This window comes from Streptacidiphilus alkalitolerans (assembly GCF_042511045.1).
Lineage (GTDB): Bacteria > Actinomycetota > Actinomycetes > Streptomycetales > Streptomycetaceae > Streptacidiphilus > Streptacidiphilus alkalitolerans.
Map to the genome: position 1 here is coordinate 382,053 of NZ_JBHEZX010000005.1, position 17,698 is coordinate 399,750.

The window sequence follows — 17,698 nt, forward strand, 5'->3', positions numbered from 1 at the left end:
AGGTAGGTGAGCATGCGCTTCCGCCTGCGCCGCGACCCGCAGTACACCGCCGTCAATATCCCCGCCCATGGCGGCCGGGGGGCGCGCACGATCACCGCCGCCGCCCAGGTCCTCAAGGCCCCCAAGTTGCCGCCGCTCCCGATGACCGCCCTCATGGGCGCCAGCCGCGAGTACGGCAGGCAGACCGAAGCGTGGGGCTACTACGACGCGGTCGGTGAACTGCACTCGGCCACCGGATGGATGGGCAACAGCCTCAGCAGGGTGACCCTGGTCGCAGCAAAGATCACACCCGGCGAGGACCCCGTCATCGTCGCCGACGGTCCCGCCGCCCAGCTCGTAGCCGACTTCGCAGGCGGAGCCAACGGCCAAGCCTCCTTCATGAACCGGGCCGGGCAGCAGCTGTTCGTCCCTGGCGAGTCCTACCTCGTAGGCATCCCCTCCGACGTCAAGGGCGGCCCGGACCGCTGGCAGCCCTGCAGCTCCACCGAACTGACCTGGGGCACCGGAGACACCTGGTACCTGGACGACGGCACCGGCCGCGTACAGCTGCCCGACAACACCGTCATCATCCGGGCCTGGCAGTCCCACCCGCAGCGGGCCCAGTGGCCCGACTCCAGCGTCATGGCCGCCATCCCGATCCTGCGCGAGCTGGTCGGCCTCAACGACCACACCGACGCCCAGATCAAATCGCGGCTGGCCGGCAACGGCATCCTGGTCTTGCCGCAGTCCGTGACCTTCCCGAGCGGCCAGGGCGCGCAGGAAGGCGACGACGCGGACGGTGCGGATCCGTTCGTTGAGGACCTCATCGACGCGATGATGACGCCGATCCAGGACCGGAGCAGCGCCGCCGCCGTGGTGCCGCTGGTCATCAAGGTCCCGGATGACGTGGTCGGCAAGATCCAACACCTCACGTTCAGCACCGAGCTGGACGAGTCGATGCCGGACCGGATCGAGGCCGCGATCACGCGCCTCGCCACCGCCCTCGACCTGCCACCCGAGCTGCTGCTCGGCATCGGCAAAGCGAACCACTGGAGCGCCTGGCAGATCGATGAGTCCGGTGTTCGGGTCCACATCGTGCCGCCGGCCACCATCATCAGCCATGCCCTGAGCGTCGGCTGGCTGCAGCCCGCGATGGAGCTGCTCGGCGACCCAGACCCCGGGTCCTGGGTGGTGCTGCCGGACACCACGGGTCTGACGAACCGGCCGGACAAGTCCGGTGCGGCGCAGGCCCTCGGTGCCGCAGGTGCCCTGAGTCAGGCAGCCCAGCGCCGCGAGAACGGGTTCGGCGAGGAGGACGCACCGACACCAGCGGAGCAGCAGCAGGCACTGATCATGGCCATCCTGGGTGCGGCGCCGCAGCTGGCGCCGGCGCTGTTGCCGATGCTCGGGATCAAGGTGGACCCGGCGCTGCTGCCGCCCGTTGCCGGGACGTCACTAGCCCCGTCGCCTGCCGCCGACGCTGGTCAGCCGCTTGCTCCGTCGCCGCGCGCCTTGCCGCAGCGGCCCGCGTCGCCGCCCGACAACGCGCCGTCAGCGCCGCCCGTTGCCGCCGCCGCGCTGGACGTCGCCGTGTTTCGGGCCCTCGAGCTGGCCGGGAAGCGGCTCCTCACCCGGGACCTGCGGGCCACCTATCAGCAGGTGAGCCCGCACGAGCTGCACACCCACGTCACGGTGGCCGAGCGCGACTTGGACCGGCTGCTCGCCGGAGCGTGGGACCACCTGCCACTCACGCTCCCTGAGTACCCGGGTCTCGCGGCGTCCGCCGACCAGTACGTCCGGGCGCTGCTCCTGACCGGCGAGCCCCACAGCCGCCAGTCGATGTCGGGGTTCCTCGGGCACCTCGGGGTGCTCTGTGGCTGACCGGACCCTGCCGCGCGTTCGGCGCGTTGCCCGCCTCGCCCAGCTTGAGCGCGCCCTGGTGAAGGCCGCCGCGGACCTGGTGCGCGGCTGGCTCGCCACCCTGCGCCGCCTGCTTCTCCCGGCCGGGCAGCCGCCGGACCTGCACGTGCTGAGCAGCAGCGCTCCACAGCACGCGTGGGAGCAGCAGGTGCAGGAGACCCTGCTCCCCGAGATCAAGGCCGCGTTCGGCGAGGAATTTCGGGCGATGGCGCGGACGGCGGATGTGGGTGACCAGCACTACATCGAGCAGTACATGAGCCAGGTCGTCAGCCGCTTGAGGATCTTCCCGGCCTCGGCGATGGAGGAGATCCGCCCGGAGCTGCTCGAGGCCCTGGCCGAAGGCGAGTCGCACCAGCAGATCGCCGAACGGATCCTGTCGGCCCTCGACTTCGAGCAGACCGGGGACCGCTCCGGGTGGGCCTACAAGGCCATGCGGATCGCCAGGACGGAGGCGATGGGTGCGATGAACGGCGGCGCCCTGGCCGGTGCGAAGGCGTACCAGGACGCCAGCGGGGAGGCGGCCTACAAGGAGTGGATCCACGTCAGTGACAGCCGCGTGCGCGCGAGCCACGAGAAGGCCGGCGGTCAGATCGTCCCCCTGGTGCACCCGTTCCACGTCGGAGGCGTCCCGCTCGAGCATCCCGGCGACCCGTCCGGACCGGCCGATGAGGTCATCAACTGCCGCTGCGTCATGGCGATTCTGTCCCAGGAGGAGGCCGTTCAGATGGGCTACGACCCGCGCAAGCTCAGCCCGGCGCACATCGCCGCGCTGACCGCGTCGGCGAATATGGACGGCGCGATCATGGCCATGCTGCCTGCCGACCCCGCCGCGGTCGCCCATCCCGACGGCGACCCGGCCGAGGAACTGCATGTCACCCTCATCTACCTGACGGACGACGCATCGACCCTCACCGACGCCCACCGACAGGGCATCACTGACGCGTTGACGCAGGTCACCGGCGAATACCCCGGACCCGTCACCGCCACCGTGACGGGCGTCGAGCCCTTCGGCCCCCAGACGCCTGCGGCCACCGTCCTGATGCTCGACTCGCCTGAGCTACACCAGTTGCGCGACGCGCTCAAGGGCGCCCTCGACGCAAACGATGTTCCGGTCCCGCCCGAGAAGTTCGCCACCTTCGTGCCTCACCTGACTGTCGGGTACGGGCTCGACCCCGAGCTGCTCGCCGACCGAGTCGGCTCGACCCTGACCCTCGGCTACGCCGCGCTGATGGCAGGCCCCGACAGCACCGCCGTTGACCTGACCACGGGAGCACCCGAGATGAGCACACCCCCGCCACCGCCCGCGCCCGCTGCGCCGCCGATCACCGCGCCGCCAACCGGGCCCGATGTCGTACCGGACCCCGACGGCGACGGCTCCGACCTGCCCATCGGTTGGACCGGCACACTCTGCCCGCTGGACACCCCGTCCGGCGACCGCCGCGTCATCGCGACTCTGCCCGCCGGACAGGACCCGACCCGGCCGCTGCCGCTGCCGCTGCTGTGGCAGCCGTCGCTGCAGCCCGGGCACATGGGCGCGATGCTTGCGGGCAGCATCGACCAGGCCCAGATCGCCGGGACCGCGCTCACCGCCTCCGGCCGGTTCGACCTAGGCGGCGACGCAGGCCGCGAGGCCGCCCGCCAGCTGCACGAGGGCTACGCCCGCTGGGTGTCCGTCGGCCTGGACGACGTCGCGGTCGAGTGCCTGCCCGACGGCACCGACGTGGCCGTCGACTGGCGCCTGATGTCCGCAACGATGGTGCTCGAGCCCGCTTTCTGGCAGGGCGAGATCACCCCCGTGTACGCCACCGCTGGAGAGGAGGACCCCGCCATGGCACCCCTGGACGAGGACACCCTGCTGAGCCTCGCCGCATCGGCTGGCCTGACGTCGCTGGTCGCGGGGGCCGCGCCGGTCGCGCCCCCCGCGGCGTGGTTCGAGGACCCAAAGCTGAGCAGCTTCACCACCCCGCGGGCGGACGCCAACGGCCGGGTGTACGGGCACGTCGCACCCTGGGAAGAGCCGCACATCGGCTACCCCGGCGTGCGCACCACCGCGCCCCGGTCGGCCAGCGGGTACGCGCACTTCCACACCGGCGACGTCCTCACCGCCGAGGGCAACCTGCTCGCCGTCGGACACCTCACGGCCGGCACCGGCCACGCCGACGGGCGCCTGACCGCCGCCGCGGCGGCAGCCCACTACGACAACACGGGCCGCTGCGTCGCCGTCGTCCGCGCCGGCGAGGACGCGCACGGCATCTGGGTTGCCGGAGCCCTGGTGCCGGAGGCCACAGCCGAGCAGGTCGCCGAGCTGCGCCGCTCCCCGCTGTCCGGCGACTGGCGGATGAAGGGCGGGCAGCTCGAGCTGGTGGCCGCGCTGTGCGTCAACGTGCCCGGTTTCCACCGGCCCACGGCCGGTGTCGACAGCCGCCGTCAAGTGTCGCTGGTCGCCGCCGGAGCCCTCGCGTGGCCGGACGCTGACACCCCGTCGGCGAGCCTCGACTACGCCCGTCTGGCGCGGGCCGTCGTCCAGGAGCAGCAGGCCCTCGAGCAGCGTCAACGCCGCGTCCAGCGGGCGTCGATGCGCGTCGGCCGCGACGTCCGATCCCGCGTAGCGGCAGCCGCCGCACGCATCACCCCGCCCACGACAGGAGACTGAGATGGCATGCGGTAGCTGTGGAGGCGTGCGAGCGCACGCGCAGACCGTGGACCTGTGGCGCTACACCAGCGCCTCCGGGCAGATCAGGCAGTACCTGACCCAGGGCGAGGCCCTGGCCGCGCAGGCCGCTGACGGTGGCGGCGGCACGGTGGAGAAGGTCTGACGTCGGTGGCCCCTGCTGATGCGGGGGCCACCGCGCTATCCTCACCTGTAGCTGCTGGTTGCGGACCGGGCGCGTATCTGACGACACGTCCCCGGAAAGGCACCCTCATGGGACACCTGCAGCAACTCCTTGACGCACTCGCGGCCGGTGACACCGAGGCCGTCACTGCGCTCCTGGCCACCCCTGACCTCGACCTCGCCGCGCTGGACACCGAGGCCCTGGCGGCGTTCGACGCCCTGCGCGCCGGTGAGGCCCTGACTGATGACGACGTGGCGCAGCTGGAGTCCCTCGCCGCCGCGGTCGAGGCGGTCCGGACCGAGCAGACGAACCGGCAGACCGCTGCGGACGAGCAGGCCGCGCGGATCGCCGATCTGACCTCGCGCGTCACCCCGCCGGCCGACCCGGCGGGCGGCGACCCCGCCGCCGACCCCGCGGGCGACCTGGCCCCGGTCGCTGACCCGGCGGGTGACCCGGCGCCCGCGGGCGACCCGGCCCCGGCCCTGGCGGCGGGCAACCGCGCCCGCGTCGACCTCGCCGCTATCGCCCGGCGCGCACCCCGTCCGACGCCGCCCGCACCGGACCCGACCCCGAAGCTGCGCACCCGGCGCGCGTCCCTGACCGCCGCCGCCGGCGTCACCGGCTACAGCGCCGGCCAGGCCATCGCCGACCTGGACGAACTGGCCGAGATCGCACTCAGCCGCTTCGGCGGGTTCCCGCGCAACGACGCCATGGTCCGCAAGGGACGCGGCTCGCGGATGCAGGCCAGCATCGCCCGCGTGCAGCGCGACATCCCGGAGGAACTGACCGCCGACGCGCTGGACGCGCAGGAAGTCCTCGACCGGGCCGGTGACGAACGGCGGCTGCCGGGCGGCTCGCTGGTCGCGGCCGGTGGTTGGTGCGCCCCGTCGGAGACGCTGTACGACATGCAGGCGCTGGAGACCGCGACCGGCCTGCTGCAGATCCCCGAGATCGCTGCGACCCGCGGTGGCATCCGGTCGACCCTCGGGGTCGACTTCAGCACCATCTGGTCGGGCGTCGGGTTCCACCAGACCGAGGCGCAGGCGATCGCCAACACGGCGAAGACGCCGTACAACGTGCCGTGCGCCGACTTCACCGAGACCCGTCTCGGCGTCCAGGGTGTCTACATCACCGCCGGGATCCTGCAGAACCGGGCCTACCCGGAGCTGGTCAAGAGGGTCGTCGGCGGTGCGATGGTCGCGCACGAGCACAAGATCAACGCCCTGACGATCGCGGACATGGTCACCGGCTCCACCGCGGTGACGATCGCTGCGGGCATCGGCGCCGCCTCGCAGATCCTCAACGGCCTGGCCCTGCAGGCCATGGACATGCGGTACAAGTTGCGCCTGGACCCGGCCTCGACCGTTGAGGTCGTCGGGCCGGACTGGGTGATCGGCGAGATCGTCGCGGACCTCACGCTGCGGCAGCCGTTCGAGGACACTGGCGTCGTTCGCGCGCAGGTCAACACCTGGCTCGCTCAGCGTGGCATCAGTGTCCAGTGGGTCTACGACTGGCAGGACGCGTTCTCCGGCGTCGCCGGCGGCCCGGGCGCTGCGACAGCCATGGTGCTGTGGCCCGCCAGCGTCAAGTTCCTGATGTACCCGGCTGGCGTGTGGGTCCGCGCGACCGACGCCGTGATCAACCTCGAGGCCGTGTACGACTCGGCCACGTTCTCGGTGAACCAGTACACCGCGCTCTTCACCGAGGAGGGCCTCGCCACCATCAAGCGCAGCCCTGGCGAGTCCCGTGTCATCACCATGCCGATCGCCCCGACCGGCACCGTCGGCGCCCGCGTCGTCCTGCCGACCTCCTGACCCAACGGCCGCCCTGTCACAGCCCGCTGACGGGGCGGCCCACCACGGAAGGAGGGCAGCATGTCCATCGCACCCCTGCGGTACGTCGAACCACAGCCCGTCGCCCCTGCGGCCGGCGGCCTGTTCTCCGTCGCCACGATGCTGCCGATGGAGGACGCCCACGCCGAGAACGGCGTCATGTGGGAGCCGCTGACGTGCGCTGAGGCGCAGGCCGGTGGTGACCCGTGCGTCGCCGAGCGCGACCCGCTGGCGGTGGACGAGGGCGTCCCCGAGGTCGAGGCGACGCCGTTCATCATCTACGGCGGCTACAACTGCAAGCTGGTCGGACACACCGTTGCCGACGTGCGCAACAGGGCGCAGCAGGCGCTGTACCTCGGCGAGCAGCGCGCCACGGAGCGTGCGCTGTGGACCGGGGACCAGGGCAACCGGCCGCGCCTGGCCGACCCGACAGCGGTCATCCTCGGCCCCGGATCGCTGCTCGCCGACGCGGTCTCGCCGGAGGTCGGGCTCGCTCTGCTCGAGGCGTACCTCGGCTCCGGCACGGGCGGGGTGGGCATGGTCCACCTCACCCGCGACGTCGCCACGCTCCTGTGGCGCGGGCAGATGCTCACCACCTCCGGCACCCGGACCACCACCCGCCTCGGCACCCTGGTTGCCGCCGGTGGCGGCTACCCGGGGACGGGCCCGGACGGGTCGGACGCCCCGGCCGGGACCGCGTGGGCGTACGCCACCAGCCCGGTCGTGGTCCGCCGGTCCGAGGTCTACATGAACCCGGACACCCCCGAGCAGGCCCTGAACAAGACCACGAACAACCTCGAAATTCTGGCCGAGCGAACGTACGTCGTCGGCTGGGACTGCCTGCTCGCAGCGGTCCTGATCACCATCGCCTGAGGAGGCACCCAGTGGAACTCGAACTGCTCGAGAAGATCGTCCCGCACGCGTTCCGTGAGCGCGTGGCCCAGCTGCTGCTGCGGTTCGCGGACCACGTCCAGCACGTCCAGACCACGAGCGACGGTTTCCGGGCGCCCGAGGCCGTGTGGGACAAGGTGGCCGCGCACCTCAACACCGAGTCCGACAAGATCGTGGCCGCGCTCAAGCAGGAGGCCGCGGATCTGACCGACGACCAGGACCCGGCGGCGCCCGTCACCGACCCGTCCACGCCGGTCACGGACCCGGCCGAGGGTGAGGGCACCGCCCCGGCGACGCCCGTCACCACCGACCCGACACCGGGCGCTGACGCCTCCGTCGCCGACCCTGCCCCGGCCGCCGCAACCCCCGCCGCGACCTCGACCAAGACCACCAAGGCCGCGGCCAAGTAGTCCGCGGCAAGCACCCGGCCACCCAGAAAGGGCCACATCATGACTGCTCCTCCCGAGGCCACTTGGTCCTCTGTCCGCGGCCGGGTCATGCGCGTCACGCGCCTGGACGCCTGCGGCGTCCCCGTCATCGGGGCCTGCTCCACCATCGTCAGCGCCGGGTTCGTCTCCATCGCCTACTCGCCCGAGATCGAGAAGGCGGACGAGATCCTCGTCAAGGCCGCGTCCGGCGCGATCTGCGTCAACGACCCCGGGATCAACCAGACCAAGTGGTTCAACGCCGAGGCGACTTTCTGCGGCGTGGACCCGGACATGGTCAACATGATGACCGGCAACGCGCTGGTCCTGGACGCCCTCGGCTCGGCCGCCGGCTACCGAGTCGCGTCCGGCTCGCCGCTGGCCAACTTCGGGTTGGAGGTCTGGGCGGACATCTCGGGTCAGACCTGCGGCCCCGGTGTGGCCAGGGAGTACGGCTACTTCCTGCTGCCGTACGTGACCCAGGGGTACGTCAACGACTTCAAGATCGAGAACGACGCGGCGTCGTTCGTCATCACCGGGGCTAGGACCAAGGACGGCAGCGGCTGGGGCGTGGGCCCCTACGACGTGGACGACACCTCGATCATCTCCGGCACGGTCACCCCCGGACCGTTGCTGACCGCGATCGGCCCGCGCGACCACCTCGACCTGCACAAGACGACCATCGCTCCTCCGGCCGTCACCGCTGGCTGCGTCGCTCTCGCCGCACCGGCCTAAGACCGGCGGCCCGGGGCGCACCCTGCCGCACCCCGGGTCGCCCACCACCCCCACTGAGAGGAGCAGTTCGTGACGCAGCCCCAGCAGGCTGGGCCGTGCTTCGGTGCTGCTCCTGCCACGGTCCACGGGCCCAACGCCAACGCGTGGACGGCGGCGTCGGCCGCTCAGCGGACGTGGGCGTGGGGTGTCGCGGGTGACCTGTTGTGGCGCCTGGCCGGGAAGCGACACGGCAACTGCTCGCTGACGGTGCGCCCGTGCCGGCGCCCGCGGATGGACCGCCGCTGGTTCGGCGGAGACTGGCCCATCGGCGGGCAGTGGATGATCCCGTACATCGATGAGCTGGGGCTGTGGGTCAACGCCTGCTGCTCGATGTGCGGTGACGAGTGCTCGTGCTCGCCGCTGCGCGAACTGCTCCTCCCAGCCCCCGTGACGGGTATCACCAGCGTCAACGTGGACGGCGCGGTTCTGCCCCCGACGGCCTACGCGGTCTACGACCGGCGCCGCCTTCTCCGCACCGACGGCGGCCGGTGGCCCGACTGCCAGGACATGACCCTCGCCGACGACGCCGCGGGGGCCTTCGCCATCACGTTCACCCAGGGCGTGCCGCTCGGCCCCTCCGGCGAGTACGCGCTCGAGCTGTACGCCTCCGAGCTGCTGCTCGCGTCCATCGGCGCGACCTGCCGCCTGCCGTCCCGGGTCACCCAGCTGACCCGCGAGGGCGTGCAGATGACGATCCTCGACCCACTGTCGTTCATCGAGGCCGGCCGGGTGGGGCTGCCCGAGGTGGACATGTGGCTCGCCGCGGTCAACCCGAACGCACAGCGGTCCGCGTCTCGGGTCTACTCCCCGGACCGACCCGCAGTCAGGACCCGCACATGGTGACCCTGGACACGCAGGTCGCCGTCGTCGCCGACGCCCTCAGTTTGTGCCTCGAGCAGCAGCTCGCGCGGACCATGGCCGGCCCGGTCGCGGTCAGCACCCTGGTGCCCGGGCAGGCCGCGATCGCGGACTACTGCGCGTGCGGGGACAACACCGGCAGCGGCGAGGCGTGGGTCCGCCTGGTCGGCATCACCCCGGTCGTCGGCGCCGGCGTCGGGCAGAAGTTGGCGATCCCCAAGTGCGGGTCGGACGTCTACTACAACGCCACGCTGGAGATGGGCGTCTTCCGGTGCGCACCGACGCCCGATGACCAGGGCAACCCGCCGTCGGCCGCCGACTTGACGGACGCCGCCCACCGGCTCATGGACGACGCCGCAGCGATGCGCCGCGCGTACTGCTGCCTCCGGGACGCCCGCAAGGCGGCCGGATACGACAGCGAGTTGGCGATTGCGCCCGGCGCCTGGACCCCACACCCATCGCTCGGCGGCTGCATGGGCGGATCCATGACCCTGTCGTTCGAGATCCAAGACAACTGCTGCTGAGGAGCTGCTCATGTCGGTGACCGTCCAGGTCAATGCCGCGATCCTCGACCTGGAGATCGGCCAGGTCATCGAGGACGTTGAGCTGACGCCGCTGGTCGAGGGCGCGGTGGCGCACGGCTACCTGACCGTGCTGGACACCAAGCCCGAGGCCGAGCCGGAGAGCGAGGCCGAGCAGGCCCTCGCGGCGGTGGAGCCCGAGCCCCAGGTGGACGCCCCCGCCGCGGGCGCCGAGCCGGAGCCCGAGGAGGTGGCCGATGGGTCGGGTAGTGATTGATCAGGTTGCGCTGCAGCAGTTGCTGCGGGGGCCGCACGGGCCGGTCGTGCGCCTGGTCAACACCCAGTCCAGGGCGGTCGCCAACGCCGCGCGGCGGATCGCCCCGGCGAAGAGCGGGCGGCTGCGGTCCACGATCGGGTCGAACGTGACGGTCGAGGGCACCCGGGTCATCGGCCGGATCGGCAGCCCGCTGGAGTACGCGCTGTACCGGCACGAGGGCACCGGCATCTACGGGCCCAAGGGCACGCCCATCGTCCCGGTGTCGGCAAAGTTCCTGCGGTTCCCGAGCAGCGGCACGTTCGGCCCGCTCAACCACGGCCAGGTCAAGGCATCCGGCGCCGGGACCATCGTCTACGCCCGCAGCGTCCGAGGGGTCCCGCGTATGCCGTTCCTGGTGTACGCGCTCGAGGCCACCGTCCCCTACCCCATCCGTATCAACCCGATGTAGTCGATCAACAGGCAGGCAGGGAAACCACATGAGCAGCGACATCCTGGAGTTCCACTCCACCCCCGAGGGCCAGACGATCACCGAGGAAGGCGCTCCCGTTGAGGAGTCGCGCAAGGTCGTCTTCCGGATCGATGAGGAGGAGTTCACCGCGCACGAGCCGCAGTCGACCGTGACCGCCCGCCTCCTGGCCGCGCAGCACCTCGCTGGCAGCCGCCAGATCAAGGCGCTGGACGACTTCGGCAAGGCAGTGTTCCCGGACCTTGAAGAGCGGGACCGGTTCGTGGAAAAGACGAACACGATCCGCTTCGAGCTCTACGCGGACGTGCTGATCGCCCTGGCGAAGGCATTCGCCGGGGGTGCCCCTGCCAACCGGGCCGCGCGCCGTAGCGCCCGGTCGACCAAGGCCAAGCCCGCCCCGGTGGAGTGAGTACACCCTTCGAGGCAGCTGTCCACGGGCCACCCACCGAGTACGTCATCGACGGCCTGACGTATGAGGTGACCGGTCCGTGGACGCTGCTCGCCACGCTGCTCCCGACCGGCGACTGGGAACTGCCGCTCCTGTTGCAGCTCACCCACCCGGAGGACCGTGAGGCGCTCGAGGACCGCATCGTGGGCGACGCCGAGCCGCTGGGCATGGATGTGGTGGAGCAGGTGGCGCAGGCGCTGGTGCGCGCCGCGACGGGCCTGGACTGGTGGGCTGCGGCCCGGCTGTTCGGCTGGGCGGTGCTGCACTGGGTGGAGTTCGACGGCTCACTGAGCCGTGACGGCGTCGACTGGCTGGCCATGCTCGCCACCGCTCCCGGTCGGGCCGCCGGTGTGGTCTACGCCCGGCTGGTCGACGGCGCCGGGGAGCGCGAGCGGGCGGCGTTCGACGCCACGGTGTTCCTGCCCCCGGCCAGCGTCGATTCTGCCTCGGTCCCCGAGTCGATGGTGCAGGACGAGAGCGATGCCTTCATGGCTGCGTTCGGAGCCCACCAGGCGCAGCGGGCTGACGGGTAGCCTGTCGGTAGCGCTGCTGGTTACGGACCGGGCCCATCACCCCTGAGTGATTGGACCGGGACCATGACCGATGTTGCTGGCGCGTACGTCACGATCGAGGCCGAGACTGGCGGGTTCGAAGGGGACCTCGAGACACGGATCTCGGCGGCGCTGTCCCGGGCGGAGGCGTCTGGGTCAAGGTCGCTGCAGGAGATCGCCGACACTGCGGTGCGGACGGCGGCCGAGGTCGCCAGCTCGTACGAGGACGGCGGCCGGGCAGCGTCGTCGGCGCTGTCGGGTATCGGCGACGCGGCCGACGCGGCGGGGCGGTCGGTGTCAGCTGCGGCGTCAGCTGCTGCTGGGTCCCTGGCTGAGGTCGACGGTGCAGCAGCTGCTGCCGCGCACTCGGTCGCCGACATCTCGGCGCGCTCCCTGGATGAGGTAGCTGCGGCGGCCGGGCCGGCCACAGTCGGCCTAGAGGCAACCGCCGCGGCGGCCACCACAACCGCGGCGGCGGTCAACCAGGTGGGTGGCTCCTCCGGGTCGACCAGTTCCCGCCTCGCGGCGATGGGCGCGGCCGGCGTGGCGGCCCTGTCCCGTGTCGCCACGCAGGCCAGGAGCAGCGGCACCATCGTGTCGTCGGCGATGTCCGGGGTGCAGAGCGTGGTGCGCTCGGTCCTCGGGTCGGTCGGGTCGATGCGTGGCTCGTGGTCGACGGCGACCACCGCCGCAGTGGCGTTCGGGACTCGGACGGTGCGCTCGCTGTCGTCGGTGTCCGGGGCCGGCCTGGCCCAGATGTCGGCTGCCCTGTCTCGGGCCGGTGGTGGGTTCACCCACATCGGAACCACGGCGACATCTACGTGGGCCCGGATCACCGGCGGGGCAACTCGCGCGCGGGCCTCGGTAGTTGCTCAGTTCGCCAGCATGTCCACGACCGGCTCGCGCCTGTGGGCGTCGCTGGCCGGCACGATCGTTGGTGTCTTCGGGCCGCCGCTGGCGACGGCCCGCTACCGGCTCGGCGTGTTCGGCTCGGCATTTGCGCCGGTGGGCCGCCTGGCGCAGCGGGCGCTTGGGCGCATGGGTCCGATGCTGACCCAGATCGGCACAGGGTTCTCCTCTGTCGCTGGCCACATCGGGGCGATGGTGGGGGCGATCGGACCGCTGCCGCCCCTGATCGCCTCGATCATCCCTCTCGTTCTGAACCTGGCACCGGCTGCAGGAATTGCGGCGACAGGAATCCTGGCTATCGCGTCAGCGGTCGGCGCGCTGAAATTGGGAATGTCCGGAGTTTCGGACGCACTCAAGGTCGCATTCGACCCGTCAAAGACCAAGGAATTCGACGCCGCGCTGAAGAAATTGGCGCCGTCCGCTCAGCAATTCGTGCTGCAAATCCGTTCTATGCACGCGGAATTCACCAAAGTTAAAAGCGAGGTCCAACAGAACCTGTTCCAGGGGCTGGCCTCGGGGATCAAAAACGCGGGGGCAGTCCTGCCGACGCTGCGGGTGGGGCTGCTCGGCTCCGCGTCCGCGCTCAACGGCATGGCCAAGGGCGTCATCAGCTCGGCGCAGCAGCTGGCCACATCGGGCAAGTTCGGCACCGCCCTGGCAGGGGCAAACCAGGGCCTGCGCAACCTGACCAAACTGCCGGGGCAAGCCGTCGGCGCGCTGGTCACTATCGGTGCTGCAGCGGCTCCTGCTTTCGCCCGGGTCACCTCCGGCGCAGCAGGCGCAGCGACGACGATTTCCAGCAAGCTGAATGCGGCATTCAAGTCCGGCGCAATTACCAAGGCCATCGATACCGCCATTGGCCTTATCAAGGAACTCGGCTCCATTGTCGGGTCCGTATTCACTGTTATTCAGAACGTCCTATCCGCCACCGCTGCAAATGGTGGCGGAATGCTCGGCGTTATCAAGCAGATCGCCACCGCGCTCGCCGCTTTCTCGGGCACTCCGGCCTTCGCCTCGGCGATGCAGGCTATCGGTGGCACCCTGTCGGCGCTCACGTCGGCCGCGCTGCCGCTGCTGATCGCCGCGCTGCACGCCGTGGCTCCGATCCTGGTCGCCCTGGGCGGCCCGGCGCAGCAGCTGGCGACCGTTCTGGGTGCCGCGCTCGGTCCGATCGTGTCGGCTCTGGCGCCGCTGCTCACCCAGGCGGCGCAGGCGGTCGGGCTGCTGGTGCAGGGGGTGCTGCCGCTGCTGCCCGTGGTCGGGTCGCTGGTGTCGTCGCTGCTCCCCGCCCTGGCCCCGATCCTGTCGGCCCTGTCGGCGATCTTCGTGCAGCTGGCCCCGATCGTCACTCAGGTGGCGAACATCCTCATGTCGCTGCTCGGGCCGATCATCGCTCAACTCCCGGGCATCATCACCCCGTTGGTCGGGATCCTGATGACGCTGATCACCGCCGTCCTCACCCCGGTGTCGTCCCTGCTGACCGCGCTCGCGCCGCTGTTCACCGCCATCGGCACGATCCTGGGCCAGGTCGCCGGGGCCCTGGCGCCGGTGCTGTCCGCCATCGGCATGCTGGTCGGCCAGCTGCTCTCCGCGCTGATGCCGGTGCTCACCCCGGTCATCGGCCTGCTGGCGTCCTTGGCTGGCATCATCGCCACCACTCTGGGCCCCGTGATCGGTCAACTTGCTCTGGCCCTAGGACAGTTGCTTGTCGCCTTCGCGCCCGTGATCTCGATCGTGATCTCGCTGATCGGCGGAGCCCTCAAGGGCTTGATGGCGGTGCTGACCCCGATCATCACCCTGGTCGCCAAACTGGCCGGGGTCCTGGCGACGCTGCTCGCCGGATACATCACCACCGTGGTGATCCCGATCATCACGATCCTCGCCGACCTGCTGCAGGGCCACTTCTCCACCGCCTGGCACGGGGTCATCGCACTGGTCAGCAACCTGTGGTCGATCTTCAAGACGGCCATGTCGAAGGTGTACGACGTCGTCAAGTCGGCCATCTCCGACGTGCTGTCGTGGCTCGGCGGCCTGGCTGGCAAGGTCGGTAGCGCGCTGTCCGGGCTGGCTGGCACCGTGGCTAAGTACGTGTCGGGCGCCTTCGGGAAGATGGGCTCGGCCGCATCCTCGGCCGCGTCCTCCCTGTGGGACTGGCTCAAGGGGCTGCCGGGCCGGGTGCTCTCCACCCTGGGTGACCTCAACTCCCTGCTGCTGCACGCGGGTGAGGCGATCATCCACGGTCTGATCAGCGGCATCGAGAACGCCGCCGGCCAGCTGAAGAGCAAGCTCAAGTCGATCACCGACCTGATCCCCTCGTGGAAGGGCCCGGCGTCCAAGGACGCCACGCTGCTGACCCCGGCCGGTCGCCTGATCATGCAGGGCCTGATGTCGGGCATCTCGGCTGCTACGCCTTACCTGCGCCAGCAGTTGAAGAACGCCACCGCGTCGATCGTGACCTACGCGAACCAGGGGCTGGTGGCCGGCCTGACGGGCACCTCGGCGCAGATCACCTCGGCCATCGGCAAGCTGACGAGCCAGGTCACGAAGGCGTACGAGACCGAGCCGGCAGCGCTCATCACCTCGGACGAGGCCAAGCTCCGGTCGACGGCTGCCAAGCGCGAGTCTCTGCTCAAGCAGCTGGCGGACACGTCCACGAAGAACTCGAAGAAGCGGGCGCAGATCCGGGCGGAGATCGCGGCGCTCGACAAATCGGCGCACACCAAGCAGCTCAACGCGGAGATCGCCGCGGCGAAGGCGGACCAGAAGGCCGGCGCGGCGGTCCTGGCGGTCATCGCCGCGGACAACACCAAGCTGCAGGCCCTGGCCACCCAGAAGGCCGCCGTGGCGGTCAAGCTGGCCGCCGCCCAGACCGCGCTGACGGACGCCCAGAAGCTGTTCACCGATGAGCAGCAGTCGGTCTCTGACGGGATCCTTTCGTCGGGAGACATCACCAAGGTGGGCGGTGACTCCCTCACCCCGGCGTCGATCATCGCTGGGCTGCAGACGGCTACTCAGGCCGCGGCCGTGTTCGCGCAGAACTTGGCCACGCTCAAGGCCCGGGGCCTGTCGGACACCCTGCTGAAGCAGATCGCGGACGCGGGCGTGGACGGGGGAGCGGCGACCGCAGCGGCCCTGGCTACGGCCTCGCTGGGGCAGATCGCCCAGCTCAACTCGACTCAGGACCAACTGGTTGCCACCGCGACGTCGACCGGGACGCAGGTCGCGACCGAGTTGTACGGCGCCGGTGTTGCCGCGGCGCAGGGCCTGGTCGACGGGCTGCAGTCGCAGGAAGCGGCGATCACCGCCGCGATGACGAAGATCGGCGACGCGCTCGCTGCGGCGCTCAAAAAAAGCCTCGGCATCAAAAGCCCCAGCCGGATCACCTACGCCATCGGCGAGTTCACCGGCGACGGACTCGAGGACGCACTGGTCGCCTCACGCCGCCGGGTGGGCGACGCTGCCCACGCCCTGGGCCAGCTGGTCGGCAACCGGATCAGCGGCGCTGCCGGGCTCGGCGGCACGATCGGGCTGCGCGGCGGCATCGGTGCGATTGCTGCTCCGCGGTCGAGCAGCGCGGCCCTGCTGAGCGCCGCCGGTGCCGGCAGCAGGACCCACACCACGCTGGCGACGGTCAACGTGACGATGCCCAGTGGCGATCCGCAGGCAGTGGCAGCCGCGATCGACGCGCGCCTCAACGAGAGCAGGAGGTAACCGTGGTTGCTGAGTCGTGGCTGTGCCTGGGTGGCACCGAGCTGGCCAACAACTCCCGGACGGTGGCGTACGCGCGCAACGGTGCGGGCCCCCGCGGGGTAGCGGTCTACGACCTCTACCCGGGCCTGCCGGCGCTGCTGGGCGACGCCCCGTACACCACGCCAGCAGGGGATGACGCGGCCTGGTACGACCCCGCGATCCCCGCCTCGGCGGGGTTCGGCGGCCTGTACATCACGAACATCTCAGGAATGGACTCCGCACCGTACAGCCGCCCCGTCGTGGACCGTACCGGCGACGGCGTGGTCCTCGGCCGGCCGCGCTACGGGGGCCGCTCGGTGCAGGTGACCGGGATCCTGATGGGCCGCTCGTGCTGCTCCACCATGTACGGCCTGAGCTGGCTCGCTGCGGCTCTACGCGCCGGGTGCGCGGACGGTCCGGCGTGCGAGGGCGACAGCCTGCAGTACCTGGCCGCGATGCCCTCAGCCCTGGACTCCCCGGGCACCACCACCCCGTGGCGCACGCTGCAGAATGTAGGCCTGACGGACGGCGTGACCATCACCAACAAACTCGGCGGAGCCTCGGCCTGCGGAAACTGCGGCGGCTGCCCGATGATGGAGATCCAGTTCACCCTCACCGCCGCACCCTGGGCGTACTGGGATCCGACCACGATCCTGACGCAGGCCCCCTGGACCTCGGACGACCTGCCGCAGGCTTGCATCACCTGGGTGCACTCCACCGGCCCGTGCTCGAGCAGCGGCGACGACTGCCCGAGTACGGACCCGATGCCGCTGTACGACCCGCAGTGCCCGCCTTCGACGGCGATCCCGGACCTGCCGATCATCGCGGACGACTGCGCGTGCCTGCCGCTGTCGCGCCGCCGCAAGGTGATCTCGGTCCCGGCCGCTGACGTGCCGGTGTGGCTGGACGCCGTGCCGGTGATGGAGCTGTTCTCCGGCGACACCTCCCTGCGCAACGTACGCATCCGCTTTTTCCAGAACCCCTTGAATCGGACCGATCCGGACGACATCGGAGAGTGCGCCTGGTGCTCCGAGGTCAACATCTCCTACGTTCCGGCGTCGAGTTCGCTGGGGTTCGACGGGGCCCGGCAGCAGGTAGTCGTCACGCTGCCCGGTGGCGGGGTGCAGTCCGCGGCGCCGGTGGTGTCCGGGCCGTCCGGCGGTCCGCTGTCCTGGCCGACAATGACGTGCGGCACCCCGTACCTGGTCAGCATCGAGGCCGAGACCAGCAGCGTGGACCCGGCCGCCTGGGTGTCGCTGGACATCGTCACGAGGGAGGTCTGAC

General features: G+C 71.0%; 15 protein-coding genes. All 15 read left to right on the top strand.

All coding sequences use genetic code 11. The annotated features are described in order from the left end of the window. Positions 1-12 precede the first annotated feature (12 nt). The 15 genes from ACEZDG_RS14090 to ACEZDG_RS14160 all read left to right on the top strand — a co-directional run bounded on the left by ACEZDG_RS14090 (position 13) and on the right by ACEZDG_RS14160 (position 17,697). Positions 13-1,860 (top strand): hypothetical protein, encoded by a 1,848-nt coding sequence (locus tag ACEZDG_RS14090; protein ID WP_380507967.1) that lies wholly within the window; start codon positions 13-15, stop codon positions 1,858-1,860. Continuing rightward, positions 1,853-4,552, top strand: a complete 2,700-nt coding sequence (locus ACEZDG_RS14095) for a 2'-5' RNA ligase family protein (RefSeq protein ID WP_380507970.1) — start codon at positions 1,853-1,855, stop codon at positions 4,550-4,552. The genes ACEZDG_RS14090 and ACEZDG_RS14095 overlap by 8 nt, the downstream gene beginning before the upstream one ends. 25 nt (positions 4,553-4,577) lie before the next feature. Further along, a complete protein-coding gene (locus ACEZDG_RS14100; protein ID WP_380507973.1) occupies positions 4,578-4,715 on the top strand; it encodes a hypothetical protein in 138 nt (45 codons plus the stop codon). A gap of 107 nt (positions 4,716-4,822) precedes the next feature. Then, positions 4,823-6,547, top strand: coding sequence for a major capsid protein (locus tag ACEZDG_RS14105; protein ID WP_380507976.1), 1,725 nt, complete (start codon positions 4,823-4,825; stop codon positions 6,545-6,547). 60 nt (positions 6,548-6,607) lie between these two features. Then, on the top strand, positions 6,608-7,438 hold the full coding sequence (locus ACEZDG_RS14110) for a hypothetical protein (RefSeq protein WP_380507979.1): 831 nt from the start codon (positions 6,608-6,610) through the stop codon (positions 7,436-7,438). 11 nt (positions 7,439-7,449) lie between these two features. Beyond that, positions 7,450-7,866, top strand: coding sequence for a hypothetical protein (locus ACEZDG_RS14115; protein ID WP_380507982.1), 417 nt, complete (start codon positions 7,450-7,452; stop codon positions 7,864-7,866). Positions 7,867-7,953: 87 nt separating this feature from the next. After that, a complete protein-coding gene (locus tag ACEZDG_RS14120) occupies positions 7,954-8,616 on the top strand; it encodes a hypothetical protein (protein ID WP_380507985.1) in 663 nt (220 codons plus the stop codon). A gap of 69 nt (positions 8,617-8,685) precedes the next feature. Then, positions 8,686-9,498 carry a hypothetical protein gene (locus ACEZDG_RS14125; protein WP_380507987.1) on the top strand — a complete coding sequence of 271 codons (813 nt, stop codon included), beginning with the start codon at positions 8,686-8,688 and terminating at the stop codon, positions 9,496-9,498. Then, positions 9,492-10,037 carry a hypothetical protein gene (locus ACEZDG_RS14130; protein WP_380507990.1) on the top strand — a complete coding sequence of 182 codons (546 nt, stop codon included), beginning with the start codon at positions 9,492-9,494 and terminating at the stop codon, positions 10,035-10,037. The genes ACEZDG_RS14125 and ACEZDG_RS14130 overlap by 7 nt, the downstream gene beginning before the upstream one ends. Before the next feature lie 10 nt (positions 10,038-10,047). Beyond that, the gene (locus ACEZDG_RS14135) at positions 10,048-10,311 is read left to right on the top strand and encodes a hypothetical protein (protein WP_380507993.1); all 264 of its coding nucleotides are present in this window, start codon (positions 10,048-10,050) and stop codon (positions 10,309-10,311) included. Beyond that, positions 10,304-10,759: an HK97 gp10 family phage protein gene (locus ACEZDG_RS14140; protein WP_380507996.1), complete on the top strand. Its 456-nt coding sequence runs from the start codon at positions 10,304-10,306 to the stop codon at positions 10,757-10,759. The genes ACEZDG_RS14135 and ACEZDG_RS14140 overlap by 8 nt, the downstream gene beginning before the upstream one ends. Positions 10,760-10,787: 28 nt before the next feature. Next, entirely contained in the window at positions 10,788-11,186 is a 399-nt protein-coding gene (locus ACEZDG_RS14145) for a hypothetical protein (RefSeq protein ID WP_380507999.1), read from the top strand. Continuing rightward, positions 11,183-11,758, top strand: coding sequence for a hypothetical protein (locus ACEZDG_RS14150; protein ID WP_380508001.1), 576 nt, complete (start codon positions 11,183-11,185; stop codon positions 11,756-11,758). The genes ACEZDG_RS14145 and ACEZDG_RS14150 overlap by 4 nt, the downstream gene beginning before the upstream one ends. A gap of 63 nt (positions 11,759-11,821) precedes the next feature. Further along, entirely contained in the window at positions 11,822-16,396 is a 4,575-nt protein-coding gene (locus tag ACEZDG_RS14155; RefSeq protein WP_380508004.1) for a hypothetical protein, read from the top strand. A 2-nt stretch (positions 16,397-16,398) separates the two neighbouring features. Then, complete coding sequence (locus ACEZDG_RS14160) at positions 16,399-17,697, top strand: hypothetical protein (protein WP_380508007.1); 1,299 nt, start codon at positions 16,399-16,401, stop codon at positions 17,695-17,697. The last annotated feature ends 1 nt before the right edge of the window (position 17,698 follow it).